The sequence below is a fragment of the Akkermansia biwaensis genome (assembly GCF_026072915.1).
GTDB lineage: Bacteria > Verrucomicrobiota > Verrucomicrobiia > Verrucomicrobiales > Akkermansiaceae > Akkermansia > Akkermansia biwaensis.
In genome coordinates this window covers 2761600-2786113 of record NZ_AP025943.1, presented here as the reverse complement: position 1 = coordinate 2786113, position 24514 = coordinate 2761600, and the positions used below count along the sequence as shown (strand labels likewise).

At 58.4% G+C, this 24514-nt stretch carries 23 protein-coding genes; 11 read left to right on the top strand and 12 right to left on the bottom strand.

Features of this window, described 5'->3' with window-relative positions; all coding sequences use genetic code 11:
• Positions 1 to 246: 246 nt before the first annotated feature.
• The 3 genes from OQH67_RS13185 to icd all read left to right on the top strand — a co-directional run bounded on the left by OQH67_RS13185 (position 247) and on the right by icd (position 2603).
• Positions 247 to 534 (top strand): YkvA family protein, encoded by a 288-nt coding sequence (locus OQH67_RS13185; RefSeq protein ID WP_412249856.1) that lies wholly within the window; start codon positions 247 to 249, stop codon positions 532 to 534.
• Positions 535 to 579: 45 nt separating this feature from the next.
• Positions 580 to 1272, top strand: coding sequence for a DUF4230 domain-containing protein (locus OQH67_RS11465; protein WP_215433843.1), 693 nt, complete (start codon positions 580 to 582; stop codon positions 1270 to 1272).
• An 83-nt stretch (positions 1273 to 1355) separates the two neighbouring features.
• A complete protein-coding gene (gene icd / locus OQH67_RS11460) occupies positions 1356 to 2603 on the top strand; it encodes an NADP-dependent isocitrate dehydrogenase (protein WP_215433845.1) in 1248 nt (415 codons plus the stop codon).
• 241 nt (positions 2604 to 2844) lie between these two features.
• On the opposite strand, the gene OQH67_RS11455 is transcribed toward icd, so the two are convergent.
• Together OQH67_RS11455 and OQH67_RS11450 are read right to left on the bottom strand one after the other, a co-directional pair.
• On the bottom strand, positions 2845 to 3924 hold the full coding sequence (locus OQH67_RS11455; RefSeq protein WP_251828198.1) for a hypothetical protein: 1080 nt from the start codon (positions 3922 to 3924) through the stop codon (positions 2845 to 2847).
• Between the two features lie 264 nt (positions 3925 to 4188).
• Positions 4189 to 4512, bottom strand: a complete 324-nt coding sequence (locus OQH67_RS11450; RefSeq protein ID WP_215458915.1) for a hypothetical protein — start codon at positions 4510 to 4512, stop codon at positions 4189 to 4191.
• 218 nt (positions 4513 to 4730) lie between these two features.
• Between OQH67_RS11450 and OQH67_RS11445 the strand changes: the two genes are divergently transcribed.
• The gene (locus OQH67_RS11445; protein ID WP_215433849.1) at positions 4731 to 5078 is read left to right on the top strand and encodes a hypothetical protein; all 348 of its coding nucleotides are present in this window, start codon (positions 4731 to 4733) and stop codon (positions 5076 to 5078) included.
• A 420-nt stretch (positions 5079 to 5498) separates the two neighbouring features.
• Complete coding sequence (locus OQH67_RS11440) at positions 5499 to 6128, top strand: ankyrin repeat domain-containing protein (protein ID WP_215433851.1); 630 nt, start codon at positions 5499 to 5501, stop codon at positions 6126 to 6128.
• Between the two features lie 39 nt (positions 6129 to 6167).
• Here OQH67_RS11440 and OQH67_RS11435 read toward each other — a convergent pair whose 3' ends face one another.
• The 5 genes from OQH67_RS11435 to nrfD are packed head-to-tail and all read right to left on the bottom strand — an operon-like array spanning position 6168 to position 12267.
• The gene (locus tag OQH67_RS11435; RefSeq protein ID WP_215433853.1) at positions 6168 to 8486 is read right to left on the bottom strand and encodes a c-type cytochrome; all 2319 of its coding nucleotides are present in this window, start codon (positions 8484 to 8486) and stop codon (positions 6168 to 6170) included.
• Positions 8483 to 9712 (bottom strand): hypothetical protein, encoded by a 1230-nt coding sequence (locus OQH67_RS11430; protein ID WP_215433855.1) that lies wholly within the window; start codon positions 9710 to 9712, stop codon positions 8483 to 8485. The genes OQH67_RS11435 and OQH67_RS11430 overlap by 4 nt, the downstream gene beginning before the upstream one ends.
• A 16-nt stretch (positions 9713 to 9728) precedes the next feature.
• Positions 9729 to 10376, bottom strand: a complete 648-nt coding sequence (locus OQH67_RS11425; protein WP_215433857.1) for a c-type cytochrome — start codon at positions 10374 to 10376, stop codon at positions 9729 to 9731.
• Entirely contained in the window at positions 10373 to 10933 is a 561-nt protein-coding gene (locus OQH67_RS11420; RefSeq protein WP_215433859.1) for a quinol:electron acceptor oxidoreductase subunit ActD, read from the bottom strand. Before OQH67_RS11420 ends, OQH67_RS11425 begins: the two co-directional genes overlap by 4 nt.
• Entirely contained in the window at positions 10930 to 12267 is a 1338-nt protein-coding gene (nrfD, locus tag OQH67_RS11415; RefSeq protein ID WP_215433861.1) for an NrfD/PsrC family molybdoenzyme membrane anchor subunit, read from the bottom strand. The genes OQH67_RS11420 and nrfD overlap by 4 nt, the downstream gene beginning before the upstream one ends.
• Positions 12268 to 12454: 187 nt before the next feature.
• Here nrfD and OQH67_RS11410 point away from each other — a divergent pair, with 187 nt between their 5' ends.
• Both OQH67_RS11410 and OQH67_RS11405 read left to right on the top strand, forming a co-directional pair.
• A complete protein-coding gene (locus OQH67_RS11410) occupies positions 12455 to 13324 on the top strand; it encodes a hypothetical protein (protein WP_215433863.1) in 870 nt (289 codons plus the stop codon).
• Between the two features lie 60 nt (positions 13325 to 13384).
• Complete coding sequence (locus OQH67_RS11405) at positions 13385 to 14392, top strand: chorismate-binding protein (protein WP_215458969.1); 1008 nt, start codon at positions 13385 to 13387, stop codon at positions 14390 to 14392.
• Between the two features lie 21 nt (positions 14393 to 14413).
• Here the strand turns inward: OQH67_RS11405 and OQH67_RS11400 are convergent, their stop codons facing one another.
• The gene (locus tag OQH67_RS11400; protein ID WP_215433867.1) at positions 14414 to 16825 is read right to left on the bottom strand and encodes a glycoside hydrolase family 31 protein; all 2412 of its coding nucleotides are present in this window, start codon (positions 16823 to 16825) and stop codon (positions 14414 to 14416) included.
• Positions 16826 to 17044: 219 nt separating this feature from the next.
• Here OQH67_RS11400 and OQH67_RS11395 point away from each other — a divergent pair, with 219 nt between their 5' ends.
• The 4 genes from OQH67_RS11395 (at position 17045) to OQH67_RS11380 (ending at position 21042) form a co-directional block, all read left to right on the top strand.
• The gene (locus OQH67_RS11395) at positions 17045 to 18343 is read left to right on the top strand and encodes a glycosyltransferase (protein ID WP_215433869.1); all 1299 of its coding nucleotides are present in this window, start codon (positions 17045 to 17047) and stop codon (positions 18341 to 18343) included.
• A gap of 53 nt (positions 18344 to 18396) precedes the next feature.
• Positions 18397 to 19566, top strand: a complete 1170-nt coding sequence (locus tag OQH67_RS11390; RefSeq protein ID WP_215433871.1) for a glycoside hydrolase family 57 protein — start codon at positions 18397 to 18399, stop codon at positions 19564 to 19566.
• A gap of 388 nt (positions 19567 to 19954) precedes the next feature.
• Positions 19955 to 20284: an autorepressor SdpR family transcription factor gene (locus tag OQH67_RS11385; RefSeq protein WP_251828247.1), complete on the top strand. Its 330-nt coding sequence runs from the start codon at positions 19955 to 19957 to the stop codon at positions 20282 to 20284.
• A 5-nt stretch (positions 20285 to 20289) separates the two neighbouring features.
• Positions 20290 to 21042 (top strand): SdpI family protein, encoded by a 753-nt coding sequence (locus OQH67_RS11380; RefSeq protein ID WP_215433873.1) that lies wholly within the window; start codon positions 20290 to 20292, stop codon positions 21040 to 21042.
• 524 nt (positions 21043 to 21566) lie between these two features.
• Here the strand turns inward: OQH67_RS11380 and def are convergent.
• The 4 genes from def to OQH67_RS11360 are packed head-to-tail and all read right to left on the bottom strand — an operon-like array spanning position 21567 to position 24465.
• The gene (gene def, locus OQH67_RS11375; RefSeq protein ID WP_215433874.1) at positions 21567 to 22115 is read right to left on the bottom strand and encodes a peptide deformylase; all 549 of its coding nucleotides are present in this window, start codon (positions 22113 to 22115) and stop codon (positions 21567 to 21569) included.
• Positions 22116 to 22141: 26 nt separating this feature from the next.
• The gene (locus OQH67_RS11370) at positions 22142 to 22570 is read right to left on the bottom strand and encodes an ExbD/TolR family protein (protein WP_215433875.1); all 429 of its coding nucleotides are present in this window, start codon (positions 22568 to 22570) and stop codon (positions 22142 to 22144) included.
• 7 nt (positions 22571 to 22577) lie between these two features.
• Positions 22578 to 23201, bottom strand: a complete 624-nt coding sequence (locus OQH67_RS11365) for a MotA/TolQ/ExbB proton channel family protein (RefSeq protein ID WP_067573495.1) — start codon at positions 23199 to 23201, stop codon at positions 22578 to 22580.
• A 49-nt stretch (positions 23202 to 23250) separates the two neighbouring features.
• Complete coding sequence (locus OQH67_RS11360) at positions 23251 to 24465, bottom strand: energy transducer TonB (protein ID WP_215433876.1); 1215 nt, start codon at positions 24463 to 24465, stop codon at positions 23251 to 23253.
• Positions 24466 to 24514: the final 49 nt, after the last annotated feature.

The following is a 24514-nucleotide window of genomic DNA, read 5'->3' as shown; positions in this document are numbered from 1 at the left end:
CTGGACGCAGGCTGTTGCGCGTGTGATAATTCCATCATCATACCCCTCATGAAAAACAAAACTCCCATCAGGGACGACTCCAGGCGGTCCCTGCCCTGCGCGCCCTCACGAATGAACTTTCAGGGCGTCTGGACAGCAGGATGCGCCATTGCCGGACTTCTTTCCGGGCGCCGTCTGCATTCCTTCCCGTTATTCCCGGCGGACGGCAATCCTTCCGTTCCGGCAAACATTCTCTTACGCAATCACATGAAAAACAAACTTTCCACTCCTCCCAACGCCCCCCATCAGCAGTTGCTGGTCCGGGCCATCAACTATTTCCGCAGCCGGGAGGGAGAACCACGGCTTTTTACCAAAAGGAAGCTGGTACTCCTCCTGCTGACGGCGGCCTACGCCTTTTCCCCCATTGACCTGATTCCCGATTTCATTCCCGGAGTAGGCCAGCTGGACGACCTGACCGTCATCGCCTTCGCCTTCCTGGCCATGTTTCTTCCTCCCATCAGGAAGGACGGTTCCCATGAGGACCCGGAACCCTGACTTTCCCGGCAACCCGCCGCATCCGCATACCCGGAAACCTCTCTCATGCGTCCTCCCCATTCATCCTTTCTCCACTCCCCCCTGGCCATCGTCATTACCAGGGGCGCCGTTCTTGCCGGAATACTAGCCGTGCTGTTCTGGGGCATCCGCTCCTGCATCACCGCTCCGGTGGAAAAACCCATGGAAGTGGCCGAAAAACTGATCGAGGCCGGAAAGGAAGTGGGCCTGACGTTCATCAACAAGGGATTCTCCTCCGACCACGGCGGCCTGACCCTCATTGTCCAGAATGACAAAAAGGTGGCCAACCTGGTGACGGTGGAACGGACGTTCGAATACGAATACCAGTATTCCACCACGTGGTGGTGGAGCAAAAAAACGCTGGTCCTGAAAGCCGCCTACCGGGCGCACGGCGGCGTTGACCTGGACGGCCCGGAGCCGCTCCGGATCATCATTCCCCCGGCGGGAAAAGGACCCGTCACCGCGGAGGGCCTGCACGGCAAACTGGTCTCCTGCGAGATGATCGAAGGTTCCCTCCGCGTGGTTCGGGATGACGCGGGCCTCTGGAACAAGCTCACCCACCGGGATGCGGCCATTGCCGTCAACCAGCTCAACGAGGCGGCCAGAAAACACATCATGGAAAGCGACTTGAAGCGGCAGGCGGAAGAAAACTTCCTGCGCCGCCTGCAGGAAAGAGCGGAGGATTCCCGGGAAAGCGCGGGAAAAGACGGCTGGTTCTGACTTCCGGAAAAGGCACGGACGCCCGGAAGCGCCGTTCTTTTATCTTGCCAAAGCGCGCCGCGTCCTATAAAGGAACGCACGTCATGGCCAACTTAACATTCACCCCTCCCGCAGACGGCGCGGCCGTCACCATGCAGAACGGCAGGCTTTGCGTGCCGGACAGGCCCATCATCCCCTTCATCATCGGTGACGGAACGGGCCCGGAAATCTGGGCGGCCGCCTCCCGCGTGATTGACGCGGCCGTGAACAAAGCCTACCAGGGGAAGCGCTCCATCGCGTGGTATGAAGTTTTCGCCGGACAAAAATCCTTTGACAACCTGGGAACCTGGCTCCCAGAAGAAACGGTGGAGGCGTTCCGCACCTACCTGGTCGGCATCAAGGGCCCCCTCACCACTCCGGTCGGCGGCGGCATCCGCAGCCTGAACGTGACCCTGCGCCAGGACCTGGACCTGTTCGTCTGCCTGCGCCCCGTGCGCTATTTCAACGGCATTGAAACGCCCGTGAAGGCCCCGGAAAAGGTGGATATGGTCGTTTTCCGGGAAAACACGGAAGACATCTACGCCGGAATCGAATTCAAGGAAGGCTCCGAGGACGCCAGGCTGTTCTTTGAAACCATGAGCCGCGTCTTCCCGGACCGCATGAAAAAAGTACGCTTCCCGGAAAGTTCCGGCTTCGGCATCAAGCCCGTGTCACGGGAAGGAACGGAGCGCCTGGTGCGCGCCGCCATCGACTACGCCGTGGAAAACGGCCGGGAAAGCGTCACGCTGGTGCACAAGGGCAACATCATGAAATTCACGGAAGGCGGCTTCCGCGACTGGGGCTACGACCTGGCGCGCCGGGAATACGGCGCCCAGCCCATTGGGGACGGCCCCTGGCTCCGCCTTCCCAACGGCATCGTGATCAAGGACTGCATTGCAGACGCCTTTCTTCAGGAAATCCTGCTCCATCCGGAAAACTTCGACGTCGTGGCCACGCTCAACCTGAACGGGGACTACATCTCCGACGCGCTCGCCGCGCAGGTAGGCGGCATCGGCATCGCCCCCGGCGGAAACATCAACTACCTCACCGGGCATTCCATCTTTGAAGCCACCCACGGAACGGGCCCCAGACTGGCGGGACTGAACAAGGCCAACCCCAGCTCCGTCATCCTGTCCGCGGAAATGATGCTGCGCTACATGGGCTGGACGGAAGCCGCGGACCTCCTTATCCAGGCCATTGACCAAACCATTTCCGGAAAAACCGTCACCTTCGACCTTGCGGAAATGATTCCCGGCTCCACGGAACTCTCCTGCTCCGCCTTTGGAGACAGGCTGGTGGAAGCCCTGAGCTGAACGCGGTATTATCCATCTCAACCGGGGCCGTTCTTCCAGCGGGAAGAACGGCCCCTTGTTGTGAGTGGACAAGACGTGAAAAAAATGGCATCAAGACAGAATAATTTTCAAAACGGATTCCTATTCCCTGCCTGCTCAGAAAACCTCCCGCGGACCAAGAAATGCCAAGAAACCGGACATTCTTTGATAAAGAATCACACCCCTCCTTTTTCCAAAATGGAAGCAAGGGATGAAAACCAGGCTACTTGCCGGATTCCGGTTTAAAGCGGGCTGCTTCCGATTCGGCGGTAATTTTTGCCGGTTCAATATGCAGGAGCTTTTTCATGGCACGGCCCGGGTCACTCTCCGTCATGGGGAAATAATCAACATGATTACCCAGATCGTAGGCTCCCAGCAGTACCTGTGAGGAATATACGGTGGATGCAGGTTTAAAGTCCTCTGGATCTTCCCCCAGTTCTTTCACGTTCTTTGACTCAGAGAGAACATACGTTAAGTAACAACTGAGAGTTGTTTTTGTTACCGGAGGACTGCCCGCAGGCAGTTTCTGATATGGACTGGTCCACTTGACCAGAGCTTCCACCGGAATGTCCCCCCGGAGAGATTGAATGACACGAGCGTAAAACGTCGTTCCCTGGTCGGTACTTACATATTTGTAAATAATAACAGCCAGGACCACGTCGTTTTGACGTAATTTCCGGGCTGTCCCACGGAGAAAATTATCATGGTCATTGTCAATCTCCGCCTGCGTAGCTACGCGGGGAGGAGAGGAGGCAGTTTTAACCGGGATGTCCAGCACAGCCCGCAAATTATTATAGTAGGTGTGATCGGCAATAGGAAAGTTGAAACTGTACGATATTTCTTCGGTGCCATCTTGTGCGGTGGCTATATCCCCTTCTTCCTTTTGTAGTTTCCGCCAGGGATTGATGATATAAATTAGCTTGCCTGCCAGTGACTGCCACTGGTCAAGCGTCTCCTTGGGAATGTCACTGACCTCCTCCATGTAATTTATCCATCTTATTTTAGCTCCCACCGGGAAGTCTCGATGCGGCGACCTGACAACAGTGGCATATGAGGTCAGCTTTCCCTTGCCGTTTTTGGAAGAGGGAGGCTCCCATTCAGCCTTGTACACACAGGCCATGACGACCATATTGCCAGATCCCAGATAGGAAGAGAGAACTTCCATGTTGCCCTGCTGGCAGGAGATGATTTGCTCTTCATTCATGAGAGGGGCATTTGGACTGTCTGCCTTTATCTCCTGCATACCGGCAAAGAACAGGAATGGGAGGAGCAACAACAATTTCCATTTTTCCAATAATGACATGATATAAATATAAATGCGTACTTATAAAAAACAAGACGCAACTGTCGTGATATCCATCAACTTGTCCCATGTGTTTCTCCTTGAGCCAGCCTCCAATATATGCCCGCACTTCATCGTGTTCATGCCTCCTTTTGCGTAGCTTAACTGGCTATAGCAGTTGAGCAAAGCTTGTGTACCTTCTGATTCCAGGGTAGAAGGTGGAGCCTTCTTTCCATGAAAAAGCCCCGTTCTTGTTGCAAGAACGGGGCTGGTTTTATCATAAAGTCATTTTGTCACAAATTCCTTCCTTGCTACGTATCCTACCGAACGGCCCGGTGTGCCGTAACCGTCCCGGTAAGTCACTTTCATCAAATACTTCTTCCCCCTTTCCAAGGGATGGTGATAAATGACATGTTTCGCAAACCCCCGGATAGGAACCTGGAAGGGAATCCCGGGCTTCAACACGGCGAACTTCGTGTTCTCTACACTGCGTTCAACACGGTAACGCGCCCAGTAATAAGCCATTTCTCTGGCTTCTCCATCCCATATCTCCAGAATGATATCCGGTTTCAGACATTTTGAAGGATAGAAGCTGTCCAGCAGGCGCACTTCTTTCCGGCTTTTATTGGTAAAGACCAGGGTAAAATCCGGAAAAGGCTTGCCCGCCTCGACAGGTTCGGATGCCAGAACAACGGAACATTCCACCTCCTTGCTCTCCGGCCAAAAGTTGAATCCGCCTCCAAAAGACGGGAGGCAGGTCAACAGGATCAGGCAGGGAAGAAGAAGTTTTTTCATAAAAGTACGGACTCGGTTGTTTCCAGAACGCCATGGAAACATCCCGTTCCATGCCAGTTGCAGAAGAGCATTTCCAATTCAGCGGATTGCCCTTTCATCAATTTTTCGGAAATTTGGGAAATATCGACGGGAATGTCAAACCTGTATTCTTCTCCTGGAGACAGCTCAAGACATGGCAACTCTTGAGAGAAGGTGATTTTCCCTACCCTGGAATTCAATCGGTAGGTCCTCCCGGCCTGCAAGCTTGTGTAGAAAAAGAAATCCGACGTACGATCGTCAATCACATCGGGAAGCCTGACCACATTTCCGCTGATATTTTTCAAGCCGACTCTTATTCTTCCTCTCAACAAGTCCGCAGTATCCACAATGGACAACTGTAGAGGAACGAAAGCCTGAACCAATCAGTCTTCCGGTAGCCTGACGACCTTCCCTGAGCCTATCAACACGTTTAATGCGTTGTCCAATCATCCTTCGGAACATGAGAGGAAAGGTTAAAACAATGCAGGAATCAAGCGGAAAATAAATGTTATGAAAAGGGAATAAAAAATACATTTATTGATTATAAATAATTAAACATCAATTCTTTTCATTCGGAACAAAGAGCCTGCAAATTTGAATCCTGTCTGCGGAAATGATTCCCGGCTCCACGGAACTCTCCTGCTCCGCCTTTGGAGACAGGCTGGTGGAAGCACTGAGCTGAACACGGTATTATCCATCTCAACCGGGGCCGTTTTTCCAGCGGGAAGAACGGCCCTTATTGATGAGTGGACAAGACGTGAAAAAAATGGCATCAAGACAGAATGATTTTCAAAACGGATTCCTATTCCCCGCCTGCTCAGAAAACTTCCCGGGCCAGAAAATGGGTGGCCGCAGGAATTCTGGTGGCTCTGGTTGTTGAGGGAGCCAGCTGGTGGCGGGAATATGAAAGGAGGCCGCGGGACACCCAGATCGCGCGGAGGATTGAAATGTTCCACACCCGGACGGGCGGAACTCACCATTCTCTTGTCGAATCCCTGCGCCGCATCAATACAGGAAATTACCGCGCAGACAGGAATGAACTGAATGCGGCACTGGCAGGCATTCTTGAAGCCTCCCTTCCGGACGATGTCAAAACGCAGGGAATGCTGCTCATATGGGTGCGCCAACAAGGAGCCGACCTTTCATCCTTTCCCATTTTGAACCGCTCACTTTCCGAGGAACTTCTGGAATGGTGCCTGCAAAACGGGGCCGATCCCAACATGCAGGACAACCAGGGCAATACGGCCCTGCACTACCACCGGAACGAGAAAGAGCTTGCCATTCTCCTGAATGCCGGGGCTGATCCTTCCATCCGGAACAAGGAAGGCCGGACTCCTCTGGAAAACGCCGTTTTACGCGGTGAACCGGAAACGGTAAAAGCGCTGCTTCAGGAAGAGACTGCCGGCAGCTGACTGGGGAATCCTCCACAAGTCCATTCCCCCTTGACGGAATTACTTGCTGGAGCGCATCTCCTCTATCTGTTCCGGCGTGTAGGTTTCCCCTTCCATTCCGCCAAAGTGGCGGCGCAGGAAGGTCAGCAGGTCCGCCAGGTCGCGCGGGTCCGTAACTCCCGGAGGAAGCATGGTGGAGTTCCATTCCTTTCCGGCCACCGTGATCGGCCCCGTCAGCCCTTCGGTAATGATCTTGACGATTTCCGCGACAGGCTTTTCCTTCAGCCATTCCGATCCGGCCAGGGGCGGATACGTCACTTTGTCCCCCATGCCGTCGCTGCCGTGGCAAATGGCGCACTTGGAAAGATAGACGCTCCTTCCCTTTTCCATCACGGCGGCGGCGCGCGCCTTTTTCAGACGTTCCCTGTCCACTACGGGGGGATGGGCGGCATATTCCGGATGGATATGGGACATTTCCGCGAATGAATCCCCCGCGTCTCTTTTTCGTTCAGGCTCCAGTCTTCTGAGGGAGGACAGGTAGTCTAGCAGATGCCGTCCGCGGGAAGAGGGCGCCAGCTCCCACCCCGGTTCCGTGAGAACGGGAAGAGCCCCGGCGGAAGGCGCATTCCCCTGAATCCGGCGGTATTCAAACATGCCCGGCATGGCGGCGCATACGCTCCAGGGAGTTCTGAACTGGGGCTCCCGGGGATTGTAGAGATGCAGGGCCAGCCATTCCTGCGGCTGGGCGGCACGGCGCGTGCTTCTGGAAACGGCGTCTTCATATTCCAGCCTGCCTGCCGCGTATTCCGCCGCGTTGCTCAAGTCCGGCCCGACGGAGGCCACTCCCATTTGCGGCGCTCCTTCACGGTTGAATTCGGCATCCGCATCCTCCGGTTCGCTGACGCGGTAGGGAAAATCCGGGTCCGTTCCCCGGTCGATCGCCGTCTGCCAGTCCCTGCCGGACATGGAGCGGCGGATCACCTGGGTATGGCACAGCGCACACCCTTCCGCAGCGTAGATACGGGCGCCTTCCGCATCCTGGACGGGGCGCTTGACCTCCAGGGATGAAGGAGAAGGCGCATGCAGCAGGACAGCCGCCAGAGCCACGAAAATCACAGCAACGGCAGTTCCCAGAGCCGGAAGCATGCGGAGGGTTCCAGGTTGATCCGGTTTTCCGGCGGAATCCGGCTTCCACAGCCACAGGGCACCCGCCAGGCACGGAAGCATGGCTACGGCATGCACGCAGGCGGCCAAGCCCACCCAGCCGCTCATCAGTTCCGCACGCTTCGCATAGGGAAAAGCCGTCACATCCACGGAGGCGACCACGCCTACCGCGTAAGCCAGCAGCACGCCGCCAATTCCCGCCGCCAGCATCCACCAGGCCGGAGAAAGTTTTCCGGTTTCCGCGGGCCGGCCGGCCATCATCAGCACTCCGGCCCCCAGGAACGCCCACAGTTCCGCCTCATGCCAGGAGGAAAGGGAAAACTGCGCCGTTTCCGGCAGGCTTCCGGCAAACGCGTTCCAGGCCGCCGCCAGGGCCAGCAGGGAACATCCCGTTTTCAACCATGTTCCGGATTCCGTTCCGGAGGCCGTCCACAGATAGAGAGCCGCCAGCACGACAGCCGGGGCAGCGCACCAGGACCATATCATGCCGGCCTCCGCAAGCGCCCACGGCACGGGAAATCCCCGCAAACGGGCCAGGCCGCCGATCAGCGGAGCCGCCGCCAGCACAAGGGCCATCCAGACGGACAAGACGCGGAACCACCTGCCGGACGCCAGCCCCAGCCGGAGCGCCCCGGCGCCCAGCGCCGCACAGGCAAGCCCCCAGGAAAGGCAGGCTTCCAGGGAGGAGGAATCCAGCAGGCCGTTCATGGAGAGGGTCCGCGTATGCCACAGAACCAGAAGGGCCGCGGCCATGCACCCGGCGGAGGAGCAGAACAGGAGGCGCAGAGGCCACACCAGCGGCCCCGACCACACAGCGCAGGCCATTCCGGCGGTAATGAGGGCAAAAACAGGACAGACCCACCAGTCAAAGGGCATCAGCAGCAGCCCGCTGCCGTCTCCGGCCGCAATGGACGCCAAACCCAGGACCAGACAGCCGTGCCAGCACCACGCCGCCAGCCGGGTCCACTTCCCTTTCGTGCCGTTCATGCGGGAGAACAGGACCGGGAGGGCCCATCCATAAACCAGAATTCCGTAAAAGGCGAACATCAGGCGCCCCGCCGGCCACGGCAGAGGCTCTCCGAAGAGAAAGCCGAAGGCATACGCCAGCGACCATGACAGGCCCAGCACGCAGGCCGCCGCCAGCCAGAAGAGCGGCAGGCGCTCTGCCGGATGGAAGCCGGAAGCGGACGGAGCGGGAGCGGAATTCTTCATCATGACCGGGGAAATACGTTGCGGACGCTCAGCGCGCCCAGGATGGAAACGGCGGCAATGCCTCCCATCGCCGCCAGAAGCAGCAGAAGGGGCGTCCACGTTCCCCACGCATGTAATTCCAGCCCCAGCCGCGGGCAGAATATCCAGCAGGCTTCCAGCAGGGAACCGGCCAGGATGCACGCGCAGACGGAGAGGAGTGCGGAGGGCCTGTGCCGCAGCGCGGGGAACAGAAGAACGAGGAAGGGAACCAGCAACTCCAGAACCAGCGCGGCGGCCAGCACTCCGGACCACCCGGACAGGGCCGCCGTGTAAAAGGTCATTTCCCCGGGAATGGAGGCATACCAGGTGATAAGGTACTGGGAATAGGTGATGTAGGCCTTGATCAGCACCATGGCCGTCAGCATGCCGCCCATGCGGGTCCATGAAAGGGATTTTCCGCCTTCCAGCCTTCTCAGGCAGACGGCGGCCAGCACGGCAAACGCCAGGGAGGCAAGCAGAACCCAGGCAATCATGTACACGGGGAACATGGAGAGCGCCGCGCCGCCCGGACCGGCCAGCACGTCAAATCCCAGCACGCCCAGCGCCATGACCGCCGCAATCATGCTGAAGGCGGCGGCTCCGCGGTGGAAGGAACGCTTCCAGACGGAATCCCCGGCGGTCAGCGTCATCCATATCTGGGCCATGCTCCACGCCAGCACCGCCAGTATTCCCATGCGCACGTACAGCCACGCCGGGTTCCACCAGGAAAGATCGGACCAGTCCATCACGCTGAACGCCCGGACGCCGGGGGATGAAACATCCGCCACACCCCAGTAGCGGGCCGCTTCCGGAAAAATTACCGTCGTCAGGCAGCCGACCGTCCCCGCCAATGTCAGTACGCCGGGAAGGCTCCCCCACAATCCGGCGGCCAGCACGCGCCGCAGGGAGATTCCCCATCCGGCCCCCGTCACGCAGGACAGGCAGAGCCAGAACAGGCAGCCCAGGCAGATACCCGTGCCCAGCAGCCCCACGCTCATGCCGGCGGCGGCAAAGGGGCCGCGCATTTCATAAAGTTTCACGCCGAAGGCGGATATGTCGTCCCACGGCATCGCGATGTAGGACTGGCGCATCAGCACGCACCAGAGAAGCGCGGAGATCAGCCACAGAGCCAGCGCCAGGGAGCGCCCGGCCCAGCGGAATCCCGCCCTGTCCCTGCGCTCCCGCCCGGTTGATGCTGCATTCCTGTTCATGAGTAATGTCTTTCCTTTAATTTTCCGTTTTTTCTGCGGGGGAGGAGCCGGCCTGCATCTCCCGGACGACGGCCACCAGGCACCAGATTTCCCGCGCGCTCAGCACATGGCCGAAGGCCGGCATGTTGCCCTGCCCCAGGCGGATGCTCCGGAACATCCTGCCGGGGGAATAGGAGGCATACTTTTCATCCCGGAACGAGCCTATCTGCGGGTAGGATTCATAAGCGGCCATGTTTCCCCGGCCGCTTCCGTCCGGCCCGTGGCAGACGGCGCAGTGCACCGCGTACAAGACCCTTCCCTCCGCCAGGACGTCCCGGCTCCGGGAAACGCCGCCCAGTTCCAGCGGCATGGCTTCCTCATCCCCTCCCTGCGTCCGGCCGGAAGAAAAATAGGAGCCGTCCCCTGCGAAAACGTCCCGGAGGTCCCTGTCCCGCGCGGCATACGCCCCGCCCACGGACTGGGCCACGGCGCGCGGAGGCAGCAAACGGACCTTCCTGCCCGCAGGGGTGGAGGCGGCTTCCACGTGCTGCGCGTCCGTCAGCGGGCGCTCGCTCATGTTGTCAAAAATGTGGGGAACGGCTTTCCTGCCCCCGTCGTCATGAACCAGGAACCATCCTGCCGCCAGCACAGCCAGAACGGCAACCACCGCCAGGGCCCTTTTCACGAACGGCCTCCTTCCCCGCCAATATATTCGGCAGCCGCGGGATTCAGGGATACGGCCAGCGCAGCGGCGCGTTCTCCGTCCTCTCCTTCCAGCAGGATAAAATAACCGTCTCCGTGCTCATCCGTCCTGAAAAAATCGCAGTCAAAGGCCCAGTCGTACCATTTGGGAAGAAAAGCCCCTTTCAGGAATCCCAGGGCGGTCAGCACTCCGGCGCCCAGCAGGGTGCCTTCAAACAGGGGCGGAACATAGGCGGGCCAGCTTTCCCAGCCCTGCACCCGGCCCTGCGTCACCAGGGGGTCCGCACAGAACTGCGTCCAGTAAATCCACAGGGCCACGGCCAGAAAGCCGCACAGGCCGCCCGCCACCGCCCACAGCCGCACCCCCGCGCCCACGGCCCGTCCCGCATGGCGGTTGGCCAGCCGTACGGCGGCGCAGGGATAAGGCGCGCAGACTTCCCAGAGCAGACCTTCCTCCTTCAACAGCTCTTTAACGGCTTCCAGGAGGGACTCCTCGGAAGAGAACGAAAGCACCCAGCCGGATACGATGCGTTTTTTCATGCCCTGCCCTCCCTGTCCAGAGACTGTTGTTCCCGCACGTCACACAGGGAAAAGAAGGGCGTGACGCGTACCAGGATCATGTACAGGGCCGTAAACAGGCCCGCGCTTCCGGCCATCATGGCCAGGTCCGTCAGGCTGGGAAAGTAATCCCCCGCATTGGCCGCCAGCAGGGACGCCTTCAGGGAATCCACCACAATCCAGAACCGCTCCATCCACATGCCGGCAAGCACCCCCAGAGCCACCACGACGATGACGAGCGGATTGGTCCGCAGGGAGCGGAACCAGAACAACTGGGGCAGAACCACGTTCCCGGCGATCATGGCGGCCATGAAAACGGCGCCCACCGGATTCCGTCCCGGGAACAATTCCGGAGCGCCTCCATTCAGCAGCACGGCCATGTGCTCCCACAGGTACATGGCCCCCATCACCAGGGCCAGGGCCAGCACGAATTTGGAACTCAGATTCAGGATGGCGGGCGTGATCGCCTCCCGCACGCCGCTTCCGGCCATCAGCCGCCGCACCGCCAGCAGAATCAGCTGCACCATCGCCATGCCGCTCAAAATGGCGCCCCCCACGAAATAGGGCGGAAAGATGCTCTGGTGCCAGCCGGGCACCTGGGTCACGGAAAAGTCAAAGCTCACCACGGAATGGACGGAGACCACCAGCGGGGTCAGAATGGCGGCGAACAGCAGGCTGGCCTTCTCATAGGCCCTCCACTGCCGCCCGGTTCCCTGCCAGCCCAGCGCCAGCAGCCCGTAGCGGCGTTTCAAGCGCCCCGTGCAGCAGTCGCGCAGCAGGGCGAAGTCCGGAATCAGGCCAATGTACCAGTAAGTCAGGGAAAGCAGGAAGTACGTGCTGACGGCCATCACGTCCCACATCAGGGGGGAGGCCATGTCCGGCCAGATGCCGCTCACCTCCGGCAGGGGTCCGGCCATCCAGGCCATCCAGACGCGCCCCACGTGGACCACGGGGAACACGGCGGCGCACACCACCGCGCACAGGGTCATCAGTTCCGCCCCGCGGGCGATCGGGCTTCTCCAGGACTGGCGCGTCAGCAGCAGCACGGCGGAAATCAGGGTGCCCGCATGCCCCAGCCCTATCCAGAAGACGAAATGCACGATGTCCAGCCCCCACACCACGTTGTTGTTCAGCCCCAGCACGCCCACGCCTTCCGCGGCGATGCGCCAGGAACTCCACCCCACGCCCCAGGCGGCCAGCAGAACGCTGGCGACAAACACGCACCACCACACCGGCCCCAGCGGCTTGCGCACTTCCGCCAGCATGGCCTTTACGGGAATCCCGGCGGACAGTGTTGAAGGCGTCGAATCATCCATGGCGGCAATCGTGGAAAGGCTCGCTAAAGATTACTTGCCGCTCCGCCAGCGTCAACCTAAAAGACATGACATTTCCCGTATGCACACTGCGCACCCGGTGAAAAACATTGATTCCGGAAAAGCATTCATTAGCATGGCCCTTGAAGGAACAAGCCGCGGATTTTCCGGAACACGACGCCGAACCGATATGAAACAAGCCGAATCCAGTCATCATCCCCTTCCCCCTCATGCGGGAAAAGATTCCGAACATATTTGCATCAAACGCAAATACCTCATCTGGTTCCTGCTCGTATCCCCTGTTCTCATCATCTTGTTACTTGTTCTGGAACATCATTTCATTCCCCAAATAACCCATCTGCCTTATCCGACAAGCATTTCCGAATTTGCCAACCAGTTTATCCTGGCCAGCACGCTGTTCACGGGGCTGGCTTTTTCCGGCCTGGTCATCACCATTCTGCTTCAATATACGCAATGCAAGCAATTGTCGGAGCAGCAATGCCTCATGAACAGGCAAATGTTTGAGAATTCCTTCTATAACCAATTGCATCATCTGCACAATCTGGTCAACAACACCCAAATCACTTTTTACAGGAATTGCCGGTCTCCCTATCTGAAAACCGGACATGAAGGGTTCTCCCATCTGTTCGACGTCGTTCAGTCCGTCGGCCTGAAGCTGCAAAACTGTAAAAAGCGTTCCCTCTCCGAGGAAAATACCATCCGCCAGGCGGATGCCTCCATTTCCCCGTTTTTAAGATCGTTCTTTTCTTTCGCCCACATGCTCTTTGGAAATGCGAATTTTTCCGGCGAAGAAAGAGAACACTACGTTTCCCTGTTATCCGACAGCCTTTCCTTCAAAGAGGCTTATATCCTGGGAATATACGGACGGACCTACCAATTCAATTACGCGGAAAAAAAGATCAACGAAGTTTTAACGTACATGAACCGGCGCCGCCTGTGGCAAAAGGACGTCATTCAGGATGTCTTTGGCTCCCAAAGCATTTTCTCCATATTCAAAGCCGTCGTCAACCGGGACAACAAGGACCTCCCGGAAGAATAGACGGCCATTCGCATCCAGCTGAAACGCGACCCGCCCTTCCCAAATTCTTTTTCCATGGAAATGCCATTTTCACCATCCGGAGCCCTCATCAAGCATCCTTTCGCCGGCCTGCTGCTGGGGGAAGGACCGTTCCGGGAATCGGCCGTTCCTCCCGAATCCGGAGCCGCCTTTTACGTCAATACGTTCAGGCTGGACGATCCCCTGCCCTGGAAGATTCCCGCTGCCTTGCATTCCCTTCCCGAGCCGGAGGACGGACTGCCCCCCGCTCCGGAAATCCGCTGGGAGGCCCCGTCCCCGGACGCCTATGCTCAGGTGTTCACGGAAATAATGGGGCAGATCGCCTCCGGCCGCCTGGTCAAGAGCGTCCCGGCCACACCCCAGTTCGGGGAGCTTCAGCCGCCGCACGTTCCGCGGGAACTCATCCGCAGGGCCTTCGGAAGCTCCCCCTCCCATTATCCCTATGCCTGGTGGACGGAGAAGGAAGGCTTCTGCGGAGCGTCTCCGGAAACCCTGTTCCACCAGCAGGGCCGCCGCCTCACCACAATGGCCCTGGCCGGAACGGCGCGGCCGGAGGATGAAGGCGTATTCATCAACGACGACAAGGAAATCCGGGAGCATGAAATCGTGGCCGGGAGCATCCTCTCCCGCCTGTCCCCCTGCGGCAGCGTCAGCCGCACGCCCCGCCGGGTGCTGAATCTCGGCACGCTGATCCACTTCGTCACCTACCTGACGCTGGAGGCGGACCGCCCCCTGCCGCCCGACCACTGGATTCGCCTGCTGCATCCCACGCCCGCGCTGGGTTCCCAGCCACGCACGGAGGAGACGCTCGCCCAGCTGGACGACTGGCGTTCCCGCCTGCGCTGCCCTCCCCATTTCGGCGCGCCCTTCGGCCTGCTGCTGGACGGGGATTTTTTCTGCCTGGTAGGCATCCGCTCCATGTACTGGCAGGGCCGCAGGCTGGCCCTGTGCACGGGAGGGGGCGTGGTGGCTTCCTCCACCCTCACGCACGAATGGCGGGAACTGAAGCTGAAAAGGGAGACGGTCAGGCACAGCTTCCACCTGCCTTGATTTCTGTTCCCTCCTTCCCGTTTATGCGGAAAACAGGTTTTCCCGGTCCCAAGTGACGGAAAGGCGGTCAAATTTGCCCTCCACGGGAATTCTCCATACCCTGCCGTCCCTCCTGACGGAACCGCAGGGAATGCCGTCCATGGCCGCCGCGACGGAAACCGCATCCGACAGGCCGTGCAGCACCACTTCCGCGGATTCATGGAAGGCGCAGGGGTCTCCCCTACAGGTCCATGACAATTCCAGGGAGGAAGGGCCGCCCCGGAAAAGGAATTCGTGCTCGGCGCATTCCCCGTGCCTGTAGCCGTAACCGTCTCCCGCATCCTCATACAACCGGGATTCCACTTCCCCGGACGGGGCCCACCAGACATCGAGCGACAGCGGAGGCCGCGGGATTTCCCCAACATACTGCTGGACGGGCCAGCGCGGCACCACCGCCCCGCCGCGGACATACACGGGCAGGAAGTCCAGCGGGCACTTCACCCACACGTCCCTCCCGGTTTCCCTCATCAGGCTGTCGTCATGGTAGGAATACCAGACGCCCTCCGGAATGTAGAGAAAACGGCCCCCTTCCTGCGGTTCATGAATGGGGATGACGTACAGATGGTCCCCGAAGAAGAATTCCGCGCCGCGCCAGTAGGTGTCCATGTTCTCGAAACACTGGAGCGCCAGGGAGCGCAGCACGGGCATGCCCGTTTCCGCATAACGGTGGAACTGGGTATAAATATAGGGAAGGAGGCGGTAGCGCCCTTCTATGGCGGCTTTCACGTATCCGGCCGCTTCCAGCCCGAACATCCAGGGTTCCTGGCCGCCGAATTCCCCGGAGGAATGGTTGCGGAACAGGCCGTGGAAGGCGGCCATCTGCATCCAGCGGCAGAACAGTTCCGGCGTGGGGTGGCCCAGAAAGCCCCCCGCGTCCGACCCGGCAAAGGAGATGCCGGAGGCGGCAAGGCGCTGGCACTGGAAGTTGGCCAGCTTCAAATGCTCCCAGTTGGAGCGGTTGTCCCCGGTCCAGGTGGCGGAAAAACGCTGCAATCCCGCAAATCCGGACCGGGAGAGCAGGAAGGGCCTTCTGCCGGGGGCATGGCGCTTCATCGCCTCCCGGGAGGCTTCCGCCATACACTGACCGTAAATATTGTGGGCTTTTTCATGGGAACAGGGCATGCCGTCGTACTCGTGCCGGGTATCCATCGGGAACGTGCGGTCCGGGAAAACGACCGGCTCGTTCATGTCGTTCCACAGGCCGCAGACGCCGATTTCCTCAATGTCCTTCCTGTACAGTTCCGCCCACCAGTCCCGTACGGCGGGGGAGGTGAAGTCCGGAAAGTTGCACAGCCCCGGCCAGACTTCCTCCGACAGCAGGTTGCCCTCCGAACGGCGGCAGAAATAGTTGCGTTCCATGCCCTCCCTCCACACCGGGTGTTCCGGGTTGATCCTGACGCCGGGGTTCACGATCAGCACCGTCTTGATTCCCTGCTCCTTCAGCGTGCCGACCATGCCCGCGGGATGCGGAAAATTCTGCAAATCCCACGTGAACCCCTCCTTGTTCCTCATGTAGTGCTGGTCCAGGTGTACGGCGTCGCAGGGGATGCCCAGGTCCCGGAAGCGCTCCACCAGGTTGAACACGGCCTTGTCCGGGTAATAGCTCCATTTGGACTGGTGGTAGCCCAGGGCCCACAGGGGCGGCAATTCCGGCGTGCCGGTAAGGCGCGTGTAAGCGGCCACAATGTCCAGGGGACGGCGGTCGTAGATGAAGTAATAATTCATCAGGCCGCCGAAGGAGCCGAAGGAAAGAACCGTTTCATCCGTCGCGCCGAAGTCAAAGTAGGAGCGGCACGTATTGTCAAACAGCAGCCCGTAGGCCCTCCCTTCCCTGAGGCTGAGAAAAAAGGGGATGCTTTTGTACAGGGGATCGGATTCCTCGTGAAAATCGTAATGGTCCGCTCCCCACATGGAGAAATACTTGCCCCTCAGGTTCAGGGCGCAGGGCTTGTCCCCCAGGCCGAAGAAGTGTTCCGTGTCCTGAAGATGTTTCCGGATCCATACGCGGCAATCCCCCGTCCAGTCCTTGGATTCCCGGCCGAATCCGCTTTCATCCGTGAGCAGCGGCTCGTCCGTGACAATATCGTAAAAATCCACTTTCTGCTCTTCCGTCCGGACGCGAATCCGCAGCAGGCGCGTTTCAATGACATGAATTCCCGGTTCGTCATATTCCCGGATTTCTGCGCCTGGCGCCACGTATTCCGGACTGACGGCGTAACTCGGCTCATCTTCAGCCACCGCGCCGGGAAAATAAGCCACCCTGACGAGACCCTCTTCCGCAATCCACACGCTGAGAGTTATTTTGGAAATGACGTTTCCATACTCCCGCCTGATCACAGGGCCGCGGACAAGGGGCAGTTTCCGTTTTTCAGTGTTGTGGAAGGCGGCGCACATGGGAGCAAAAGAAGGGAAAATAAGGAAACGCTCTGCCCATGCTAATCAATTCCATGACGAACGCAAGATTGAACTAAACCACCATTTTTCTTTTCATTAATAGAACAAAATTACTAATTATTACTCTAGACCGGACATGAAAAATTTGATTTTATGGTTGTGGTGTATAACACGCCGTACCACTGCATTCTTCCCGACACCGACAACCCACATCAACCAATGAGTAATATCAAAGTTCTTACATTAGGGTGGGAGTTTCCACCACTGGTTAACGGAGGTCTGGGCATCGCCTGCCTGGGTCTTTCCAAAGCACTGGCAAAAAAGGTGGATTTAAGGGTGATCGTTCCCAAGGCCGATCCTTCCGTCCACACGGACGGATTCCAGCTCACGGGTCTCAACAACGTCTCTTTCCGGGAAGTGGAGCAGGTGGACCGCAAGTACTCCTATGAAAGCTTTGCCATGGTGGAGCACGCCCCCATTGAACTGGACCCCTACACCACGGTGGAAGGAGAGACCGGCATGATCCAGTTCACGCAGGAAGGGCGCATTTCCTTCTCCAGAACCCACGAGGCGGACCTACAGCTTTTCAAAAACAAGGAAGACCTCTATGCCGGGGACCTGGCGCTGAAGGTCATTCAATTTTCCAAGATCGCGGCCAAAATCGCCATGCAGCAGGACTTCGACGTCATCCACGCCCACGACTGGATGACCTACCTGGCCGGGGTAGAAGTGAAGAAGGCCACGGGCAAGCCCCTGGTGGTGCACCTGCACGCCTCCCAGTTCGACCGCGCCGGAGCGGATGCCCGCGGCTGGATTTACGACATTGAAAAATTCGGCATGGAACAGGCGGACGCCGTCATTCCGGTCAGCAAGTACACGGGCACCATCGTCAGCGGCCATTACGCCATTGACCCGCACAAAATCTTTCCCATCCACAACGGGGCGGACCCGGTCAAGGTCTTCAAGGGCAAGAAGAAATTCCCGGAAAAGCTCGTGCTTTTCCTGGGACGCCTCACCGCCCAGAAGGGCCCCGGCTTCTTCCTCCAAATCGCCGCCAAGGTGCTGGAGCAAACGGACGACGTGCGCTTTGTCATGGCCGGGACGGGGGAAAAACTGCGCCAGTTGATCGAATCCGGCGCTTTCAAGGGCGTGGGGGACAAATTCCACTTCACCGGTTTCCTGAACAAGGACAAGGTGAACGACCTGCTCTCCATCACGGACATCTACTGCATGCCCTCCGTATCGGAACCCTTCGGCCTCTCCGCGCTGGAAGCGGCCCAGTTCAACATTCCCGCGGTCATCTCCAAGCAGTCCGGCGTGGCGGAAGTCATGAAAGGCGCGCTGAAGGCGGACTTCTGGGACGTCAACAAGATGGCGGAACACATCGTGAACCTCTGCACGGACGAAGAGCTGTACCGCAAGGTGGTGGAACAAAGCACGGAGGACATCAAGGCCTCCACCTGGGATTCCGCCGCGGACAAGGTCATCAGGGTTTATGAACATGTGCTGAACCGCTAACCGGCAGAAAACATACCATCCGCATCCACCAATCATCCAGCCCTCCTCCGTCCATGAGCAACATATCCCTCACCTTCGTAGCGCACCAGCCCAACCGCCTGATTCATTACGATTTCTTCAAGATAGGCGAACACGCCTTTTATGAAGACGACGACCTGAACGCACGCGTCTTGAGCACTGTTGCGGAACGCTGCTACTTCCCGGCCAACAGGCTGATGAAGCAGCTGATCGAAATGACGGAGGGAAAATTCCGCTTCGGCCTGGCGCTCAGCGGCGTCATTCTGGAACAGGCCCTGTACCACAGGCCGGACCTCATCGCCTCCTTCAAGGAACTGGCGGAAACCGGATGCGTGGACTTCCTGATCATGCCCTACTACAACTCCCTGGCCTCCGTGTATTCCCCTCAGGAATTCGCGGAACAGATCGAGGAGCACAGGGTATTGATCAAAAAACTTTTCCATCAGGAATCCGACGTGCTGATGAATACCGGCATGCTGTACTCCAACGCCATTGCCGCCCAGGCGGAAACGCTCGGCTTCAAGGGCATCATGGCGGACGGCAATCCGGCCATGCTCAAGGGATTCCAAAGCAATGAAGTGTTCCTGGCCCCGTGGGTGTACACCACCACCACCATCTTCCGCAACCGGGAACTGTCCAATGACCTGGCCGTGATGCGCACCAATCCGGAATGGCCCGAATACCCCCTTTCCCCGACCACGTTCGCGGACTGGCTCACGCACCAGCAGGGCAGCGTCACGACGCTCTCCATGGACTATGAAACCCTTGGCGAACGCCAGTCGGACGCCACAGGCGTTTTCGAATTCTGGCGCACCATGATCATTTCCTGCCTGGATGCCGGCAACCGTTTCATGACCCCGTCCGAGGTCGTGCGGGAAATCAAGCCCCTCTCCGTCTGCGAATGCACGCAGGAGATGACCTGCTCCACCTTCGGCACCATGTCCCATTGGAACGGAAACGTCATGCAGGACGAAGCCATCCGCAAAATCTACCGCCTGGAAAAGCCCGTGAAAGCCGCCAATGACGAGGACCTCACGCACGTCTGGCGGAAGCTTCAGAGCGCGGACCACTTCCATTACATGGAAAAGGAAAACTCCTTTACCCCGTACGCTTCCGCCTTCGACGCGTACATTTATTACATGAACGCTCTGGCGGACCTCCAGATCCGCGTCAAGCGGGAATCGCCGAAAGCCGCCGCCGTCTGACATGCTTCATCAGGCATTCCGGAGTGCCGCACGTCTCTGCGGCAGCTTCTGGAATATTTCCGGGCCGCGAGGAAGGCGTTATTTCCTTTTAACAATTTCACGCATCTGCGCCTGCCCATGTTTCCCATGGCCGGCAAGGGCCTGCGATATTCCCGGAAAACAGCTTTAAACCATTTTCCCGCTGGACCATGGTAGTTCCCGCATCCGGACAACGGACGGCAGTCCGGCAAATGCGATTTCCTTTTTTCAGGAATAAACCCTGCCGGAGCGGCTATCACGGCACGCGGGAACGGGATGAATGAATGCCTGCGTCCGGCCTTCTCTCCATTTTTATTGACTCCACTTGGAGTCCGTATTAAAAATATTTAACAATAAAGTTAAATGTAAAATGAATAATCCAGCTTCCCTGCAACATACGCTCAGGGCCCTGGCTGACCCCACGCGCCGTGAAATTCTGGAAATACTTAAAAACGGCGCCATGCCTGCCGGAGAAATTGCGGAACATTTCAGCATCACCGGAGCCGCCATCTCCCGCCACCTGTCCGTTCTGAAAGAAGCCGATCTTGTCCGCGACCACAGAGACGGCAAATTCATTTTTTACGATGTCAACCTGAGCGTCCTCCAGGAAATACTGGTCTGGATAGGCAATTTCAAGGCGGCCCGCGAAACATCCTCCGGCAAACGGGACAAAATCATCGGAACGCAGCCCAACCATTAAACGCCATGCAGCCATCCCCGCACCCAGCTCCATCTTCCCCGTCCTGGTGGACCGGGCCGATTTTCAGCGAACTTGCCATCGCCCTGTTTCCCGTGTTGACTTACTATGCCGCCGTATCGTCACGGCTGCCCGCCCGCGTCGCCGTGCATTTCAATGAGTACGGCATTCCCACCCGTTTTGCGGATAAGGACAGCATGGACGCCCTCCTGGGATTCATTGGCCTGGGAATCCTGGGTTTCCTTATCGGGAAGGTTCTCCGGCTGATCATCCTTCTGCTCATTCATTTCAGCAGGAATGAAAACAACAGGAGAATTGGTGCGAAGATGGCCACATACGTGGAATTCTTCCTGGTCGTCCTGTTTTCCTATCTTTGCCTGGCCATTCAAAAGACAAGCCTGACCAATACGGTCAGTCTGGGAGACACGGCCAAAGTCATCTTCATAGGCATGAACATATTCCTCCTGCTCATGGTCAACGTTTGTCCCAAGATAGCGCCCAACAAATGGTTGGGAATACGCACCCCTTACGCCTTCAGCAGTGATGAAGCATGGGTAAGGGTTCAACGCCTTGGCGGCAGGTTCCTGTTCTGCGGAAGCCTGTTCAACATCCTTGTGACGCTCTTCCTTCCCGGTTCCTTTCCTGTAATCTTCATGTTTAACATGGCCTCCCTCCTGCTCCAGGCATTGGTCATATTTCTCTGGAAGCCCCACAGGAACAGGACTGAAATTCCACCTTCGTCCGGCAGCGGCGCCTGTTGATGACCGTCCCGGGCGTTTTCTTCTGAAAAACATTGGCTGGGGAAAAATCCAAGGAAAGGGAGACGGTCGGCAGGGAATGCTTCTCATGGACAGATGAAATATGACACTCCCCATATTCTCCATGCGCCTCAACGGTCAAACGGCAGACCCGGCATGACCGGAAACCTGGAAGGAGGAAAATACCCTCCCTTCCCCGCACTGCGGGAAGCCATGCCGGGTGTGATGAGTAATGGGAGCGTCCCGCTCCCACGAGGAAATCATCACTCTGTTTGGCGAAAAAGGAATCAAGACCTCCTGTGCGCCCCGGTATTAACTCCCTGAGCTGATGCGGAGTAAAACAAGGATCATGGAAAAGGATTCAGGAACGTGCAGAAAGAAGCTCAGTCCCGCCCCCCACACGCCCTTACACCTCAGGATGCAAAATGCTGGCCGGCCCTGCGCCGTGTCGCGGCATTTCAAGAGTGATTTGACCTGACGCCGGGGCTTTTTCCAAGCAGACGGTCCAATCCCGGTCCGGGAAACCGTCAATACCCGATTGCCAGGCGCTTCAATTTATTGCGCAGAGTGATTTTCTGGGCGGAAGAAACGCGTTCCACGAACAGGATGCCGTTCAAATGGTCGCATTCATGCTGAAGGCAGCGGGCGAGAAGGCCGTTGCAGTCTATCGTCACCCGTTTGCCGTCCAGCAGCGTCAGAGTAGCCCTGACGAAGTCCGGGCGCACGACGGAGGCGCGTATCTTCAGCACGCTCAGGCAGCCTTCATGGCAGGGATGCATGGGGCCGTAGGGCTCCAGCACCGGATTGATAAACTTCAGCGGCATGATGTCGGACAGCTGTTTGTCCTCCCCGTCCACTTTCAGCCAGGTGACGGATTCCTCCTCCGCCGGGATGTCGATCACGACGAGCTGCACGGGCACGTTCACCTGCGGGGCGGCAAGGCCGACTCCCTCGGCGGCGTACATCGTCTCCAGCATGTTGTTCGCCAAGTCTTTCAAACTGGCGTCAAGATGTTCCACGGGGCGGCATTTTTCTTTCAATACCGGATTTCCATACTGTACGATTTCCAACAACATGCGGGAGGGTGTTCTTTCTGGAGGATTTATGGTGCGGGGGATTTGCTGATTTCTATTCTGGCAGGAACTTCCCCGGCGTCAATACCCACAGACGTCAGCGCGTCCCAAATGCCTACGATGACGCCGAAGGCCGCCTTTTTGTCCACGTCAAGCTGAAGCTTGATGTCCGGATTTTCCTTTTTCAGCCTCTCCAGGGCGGCCGGCAGTTCGTCGATTTCCACCAGGTACCCGTTCAGGGAGATGGAGGATTCCTCCGTCACGGCCAGCACGGCGCGCTGTTCCGTGGAGGGGGCGCCTTCAATGAATTCCGCTCCCGGTACGTCTATCTTCAACAGGGTCTGGGGCTTTTTCCACTGGGTATGGACGATGAAGAAGATGAGCAGGATGGTGAGGATGTCGATCATGGGGACGATGGGCACCCCCATGGTTCTTCCTTTTTTACGGTAAAACTGCATGGCCGGATCAGCGTTGGGAATGATAGCGGAAGGAAATCAGCTCCGTGAGCAGCACCTCCATGAACGCGGAAATGCGCTCCAGCTTGCGGGAATAATAGACATGGGCGATGACGGCGGGCGTGGCGATGGCCAGACCGGCGATCGTGGTGTTCAGCGCCTGGGCGATGCCCTGGGCGATCTGGCCGTGACTTTCATCCATTCCGAAGACGCTGAATATTTCAACCAGCCCGCTGGCCGTACCCAGAATGCCGAACATCGGCGCAATCATCACGATCATGTCCAGCAGGGGCAGACCAGCCTGAAGCGTGACGAATTCCTCCCGCGCCTTGACCTGGATCATTTCCTTCATGGACGCTTCATCCTCCATGCGGGAATTCAGGGTTTCCAGGACCAGCCTGCCCAGCACGGAACGGGAGGCGAGCGCCCGTTCTTCCAGTTCCCTGCGGTCCAGGCCTCCCTGCATGTACTGTTCCACGGCGCGCACCAGCCTGTCCGGGGCGATTCCCCGCCGCCTCATGTTGAACATGCGGTAAATGATGGCGGCAATGAGCAGGATGGAACAGGCCGCAAGCGGGTACATGAAGATGCCGCCGGCCTGGAAGAAGGTGATGCAGTCCTTGATGAAATTCATGATGGTATGTCAATGGATGGTGGTTATGGAATAACTGTGTTGGTTGGTTTTAGAAGTTGAAGTCAAAGTACATTTCCAGCGTCTCTCCCACGAGTTCGTTCCTCACTTCCGGCGGCATCGCGGGAAGCTTGGCGAGCTTGATGGCAAGGAAGGTAAAGGATTTCTGCACCTCGCTGGCCCCCACGCGGGAGGTCTGCCTCATGGAAGTGACGTTCCCGTTTTTGGCTATCAGAATGCGGATGCGGACGGTTCCCGCGACGATCAGGTCACGGTTCAGATCACATTGGCGGTACCACTGTTCACCGATGGCGCGGTAAACGATCATCTGGTACCTGCCCAGGGGAGTGGCTTCCACATCCAGGGTGGGACGGCGGCCAAAGCTGAATTTGCCCGTCAGCTTGGTCTTCCGTTCATGCGTCTTGAAACCGGGCTGGTTTTCCGCATTGAACATGGGATCGTACAGGGGCTGCTTCTGCGGAGGCCGCGCATTGGGGGGCAGCTGAAGGTCCGGAAGATCGAGGGGGGACCGGTCCGCGCCCCTGGCGATGCTTTTTGCCAGTTCCTTCAGGGCGTCCGGTTCTTCCGGCCTGCCGGGCCGGGGCAGCGTGACCGCATGGGGAAGCTGCATGACATGTTCCCGCGCAGGCGTCCTGTCCTGCCGGGCAAGGCCTTCTTCCCCGGCGGCGGAGGGGGAGCCGGTGGCATTGGGGGAAAGATTCGGTGCGTCCGGATGGCCCGGCGGAGGGGAGGACGGGTCCAGCGGCTGGAAGGGCATGCTGGCGGAAGCCCCCGGATCCGCGTCCTTATTCCCGTCGCGCTCATGGCTCATGTCGCCGTCCTGCCTTTCCTGGTCAAACAGGACGATTTCCCCGTTTTCCCGCTCTTCACCGTCCTGGGCGGGCATGTCCCTGCTGCTGTCCGGGTCCTTGCGGCCGCCTTCCCGGCGCGTATTGCGGTTGCTCTGGAACCGGGGAGTTTCCGGTCGGGTGGCGCTCTCCTGTTCCTCACTGGTTTTCACCACGGAAGGCAGCCGTTCCTGCGAAGCCTGCCTATTGCCCTCCTTCTCCGGCTCCACCTTCCTCACCATGCGGGCCGTCACCACCACCTGGCGGCGCGCCTCCGCCGGCCGGGGAGAGGACAGCCATTCCTCCGGCACCAGATAAGTGCCCGCCAGCAAAAACAAATGGGCCAAAACGGACAGCAAAAGACACGCGCCCCAGGAAACCCGGAACAGCCTGCCTTGCCGCCGTTGATTGAAACTCATGGGGGTAACCATTCCACGGTTCGGTGATGAATGCAATGGAGAAAGCAGA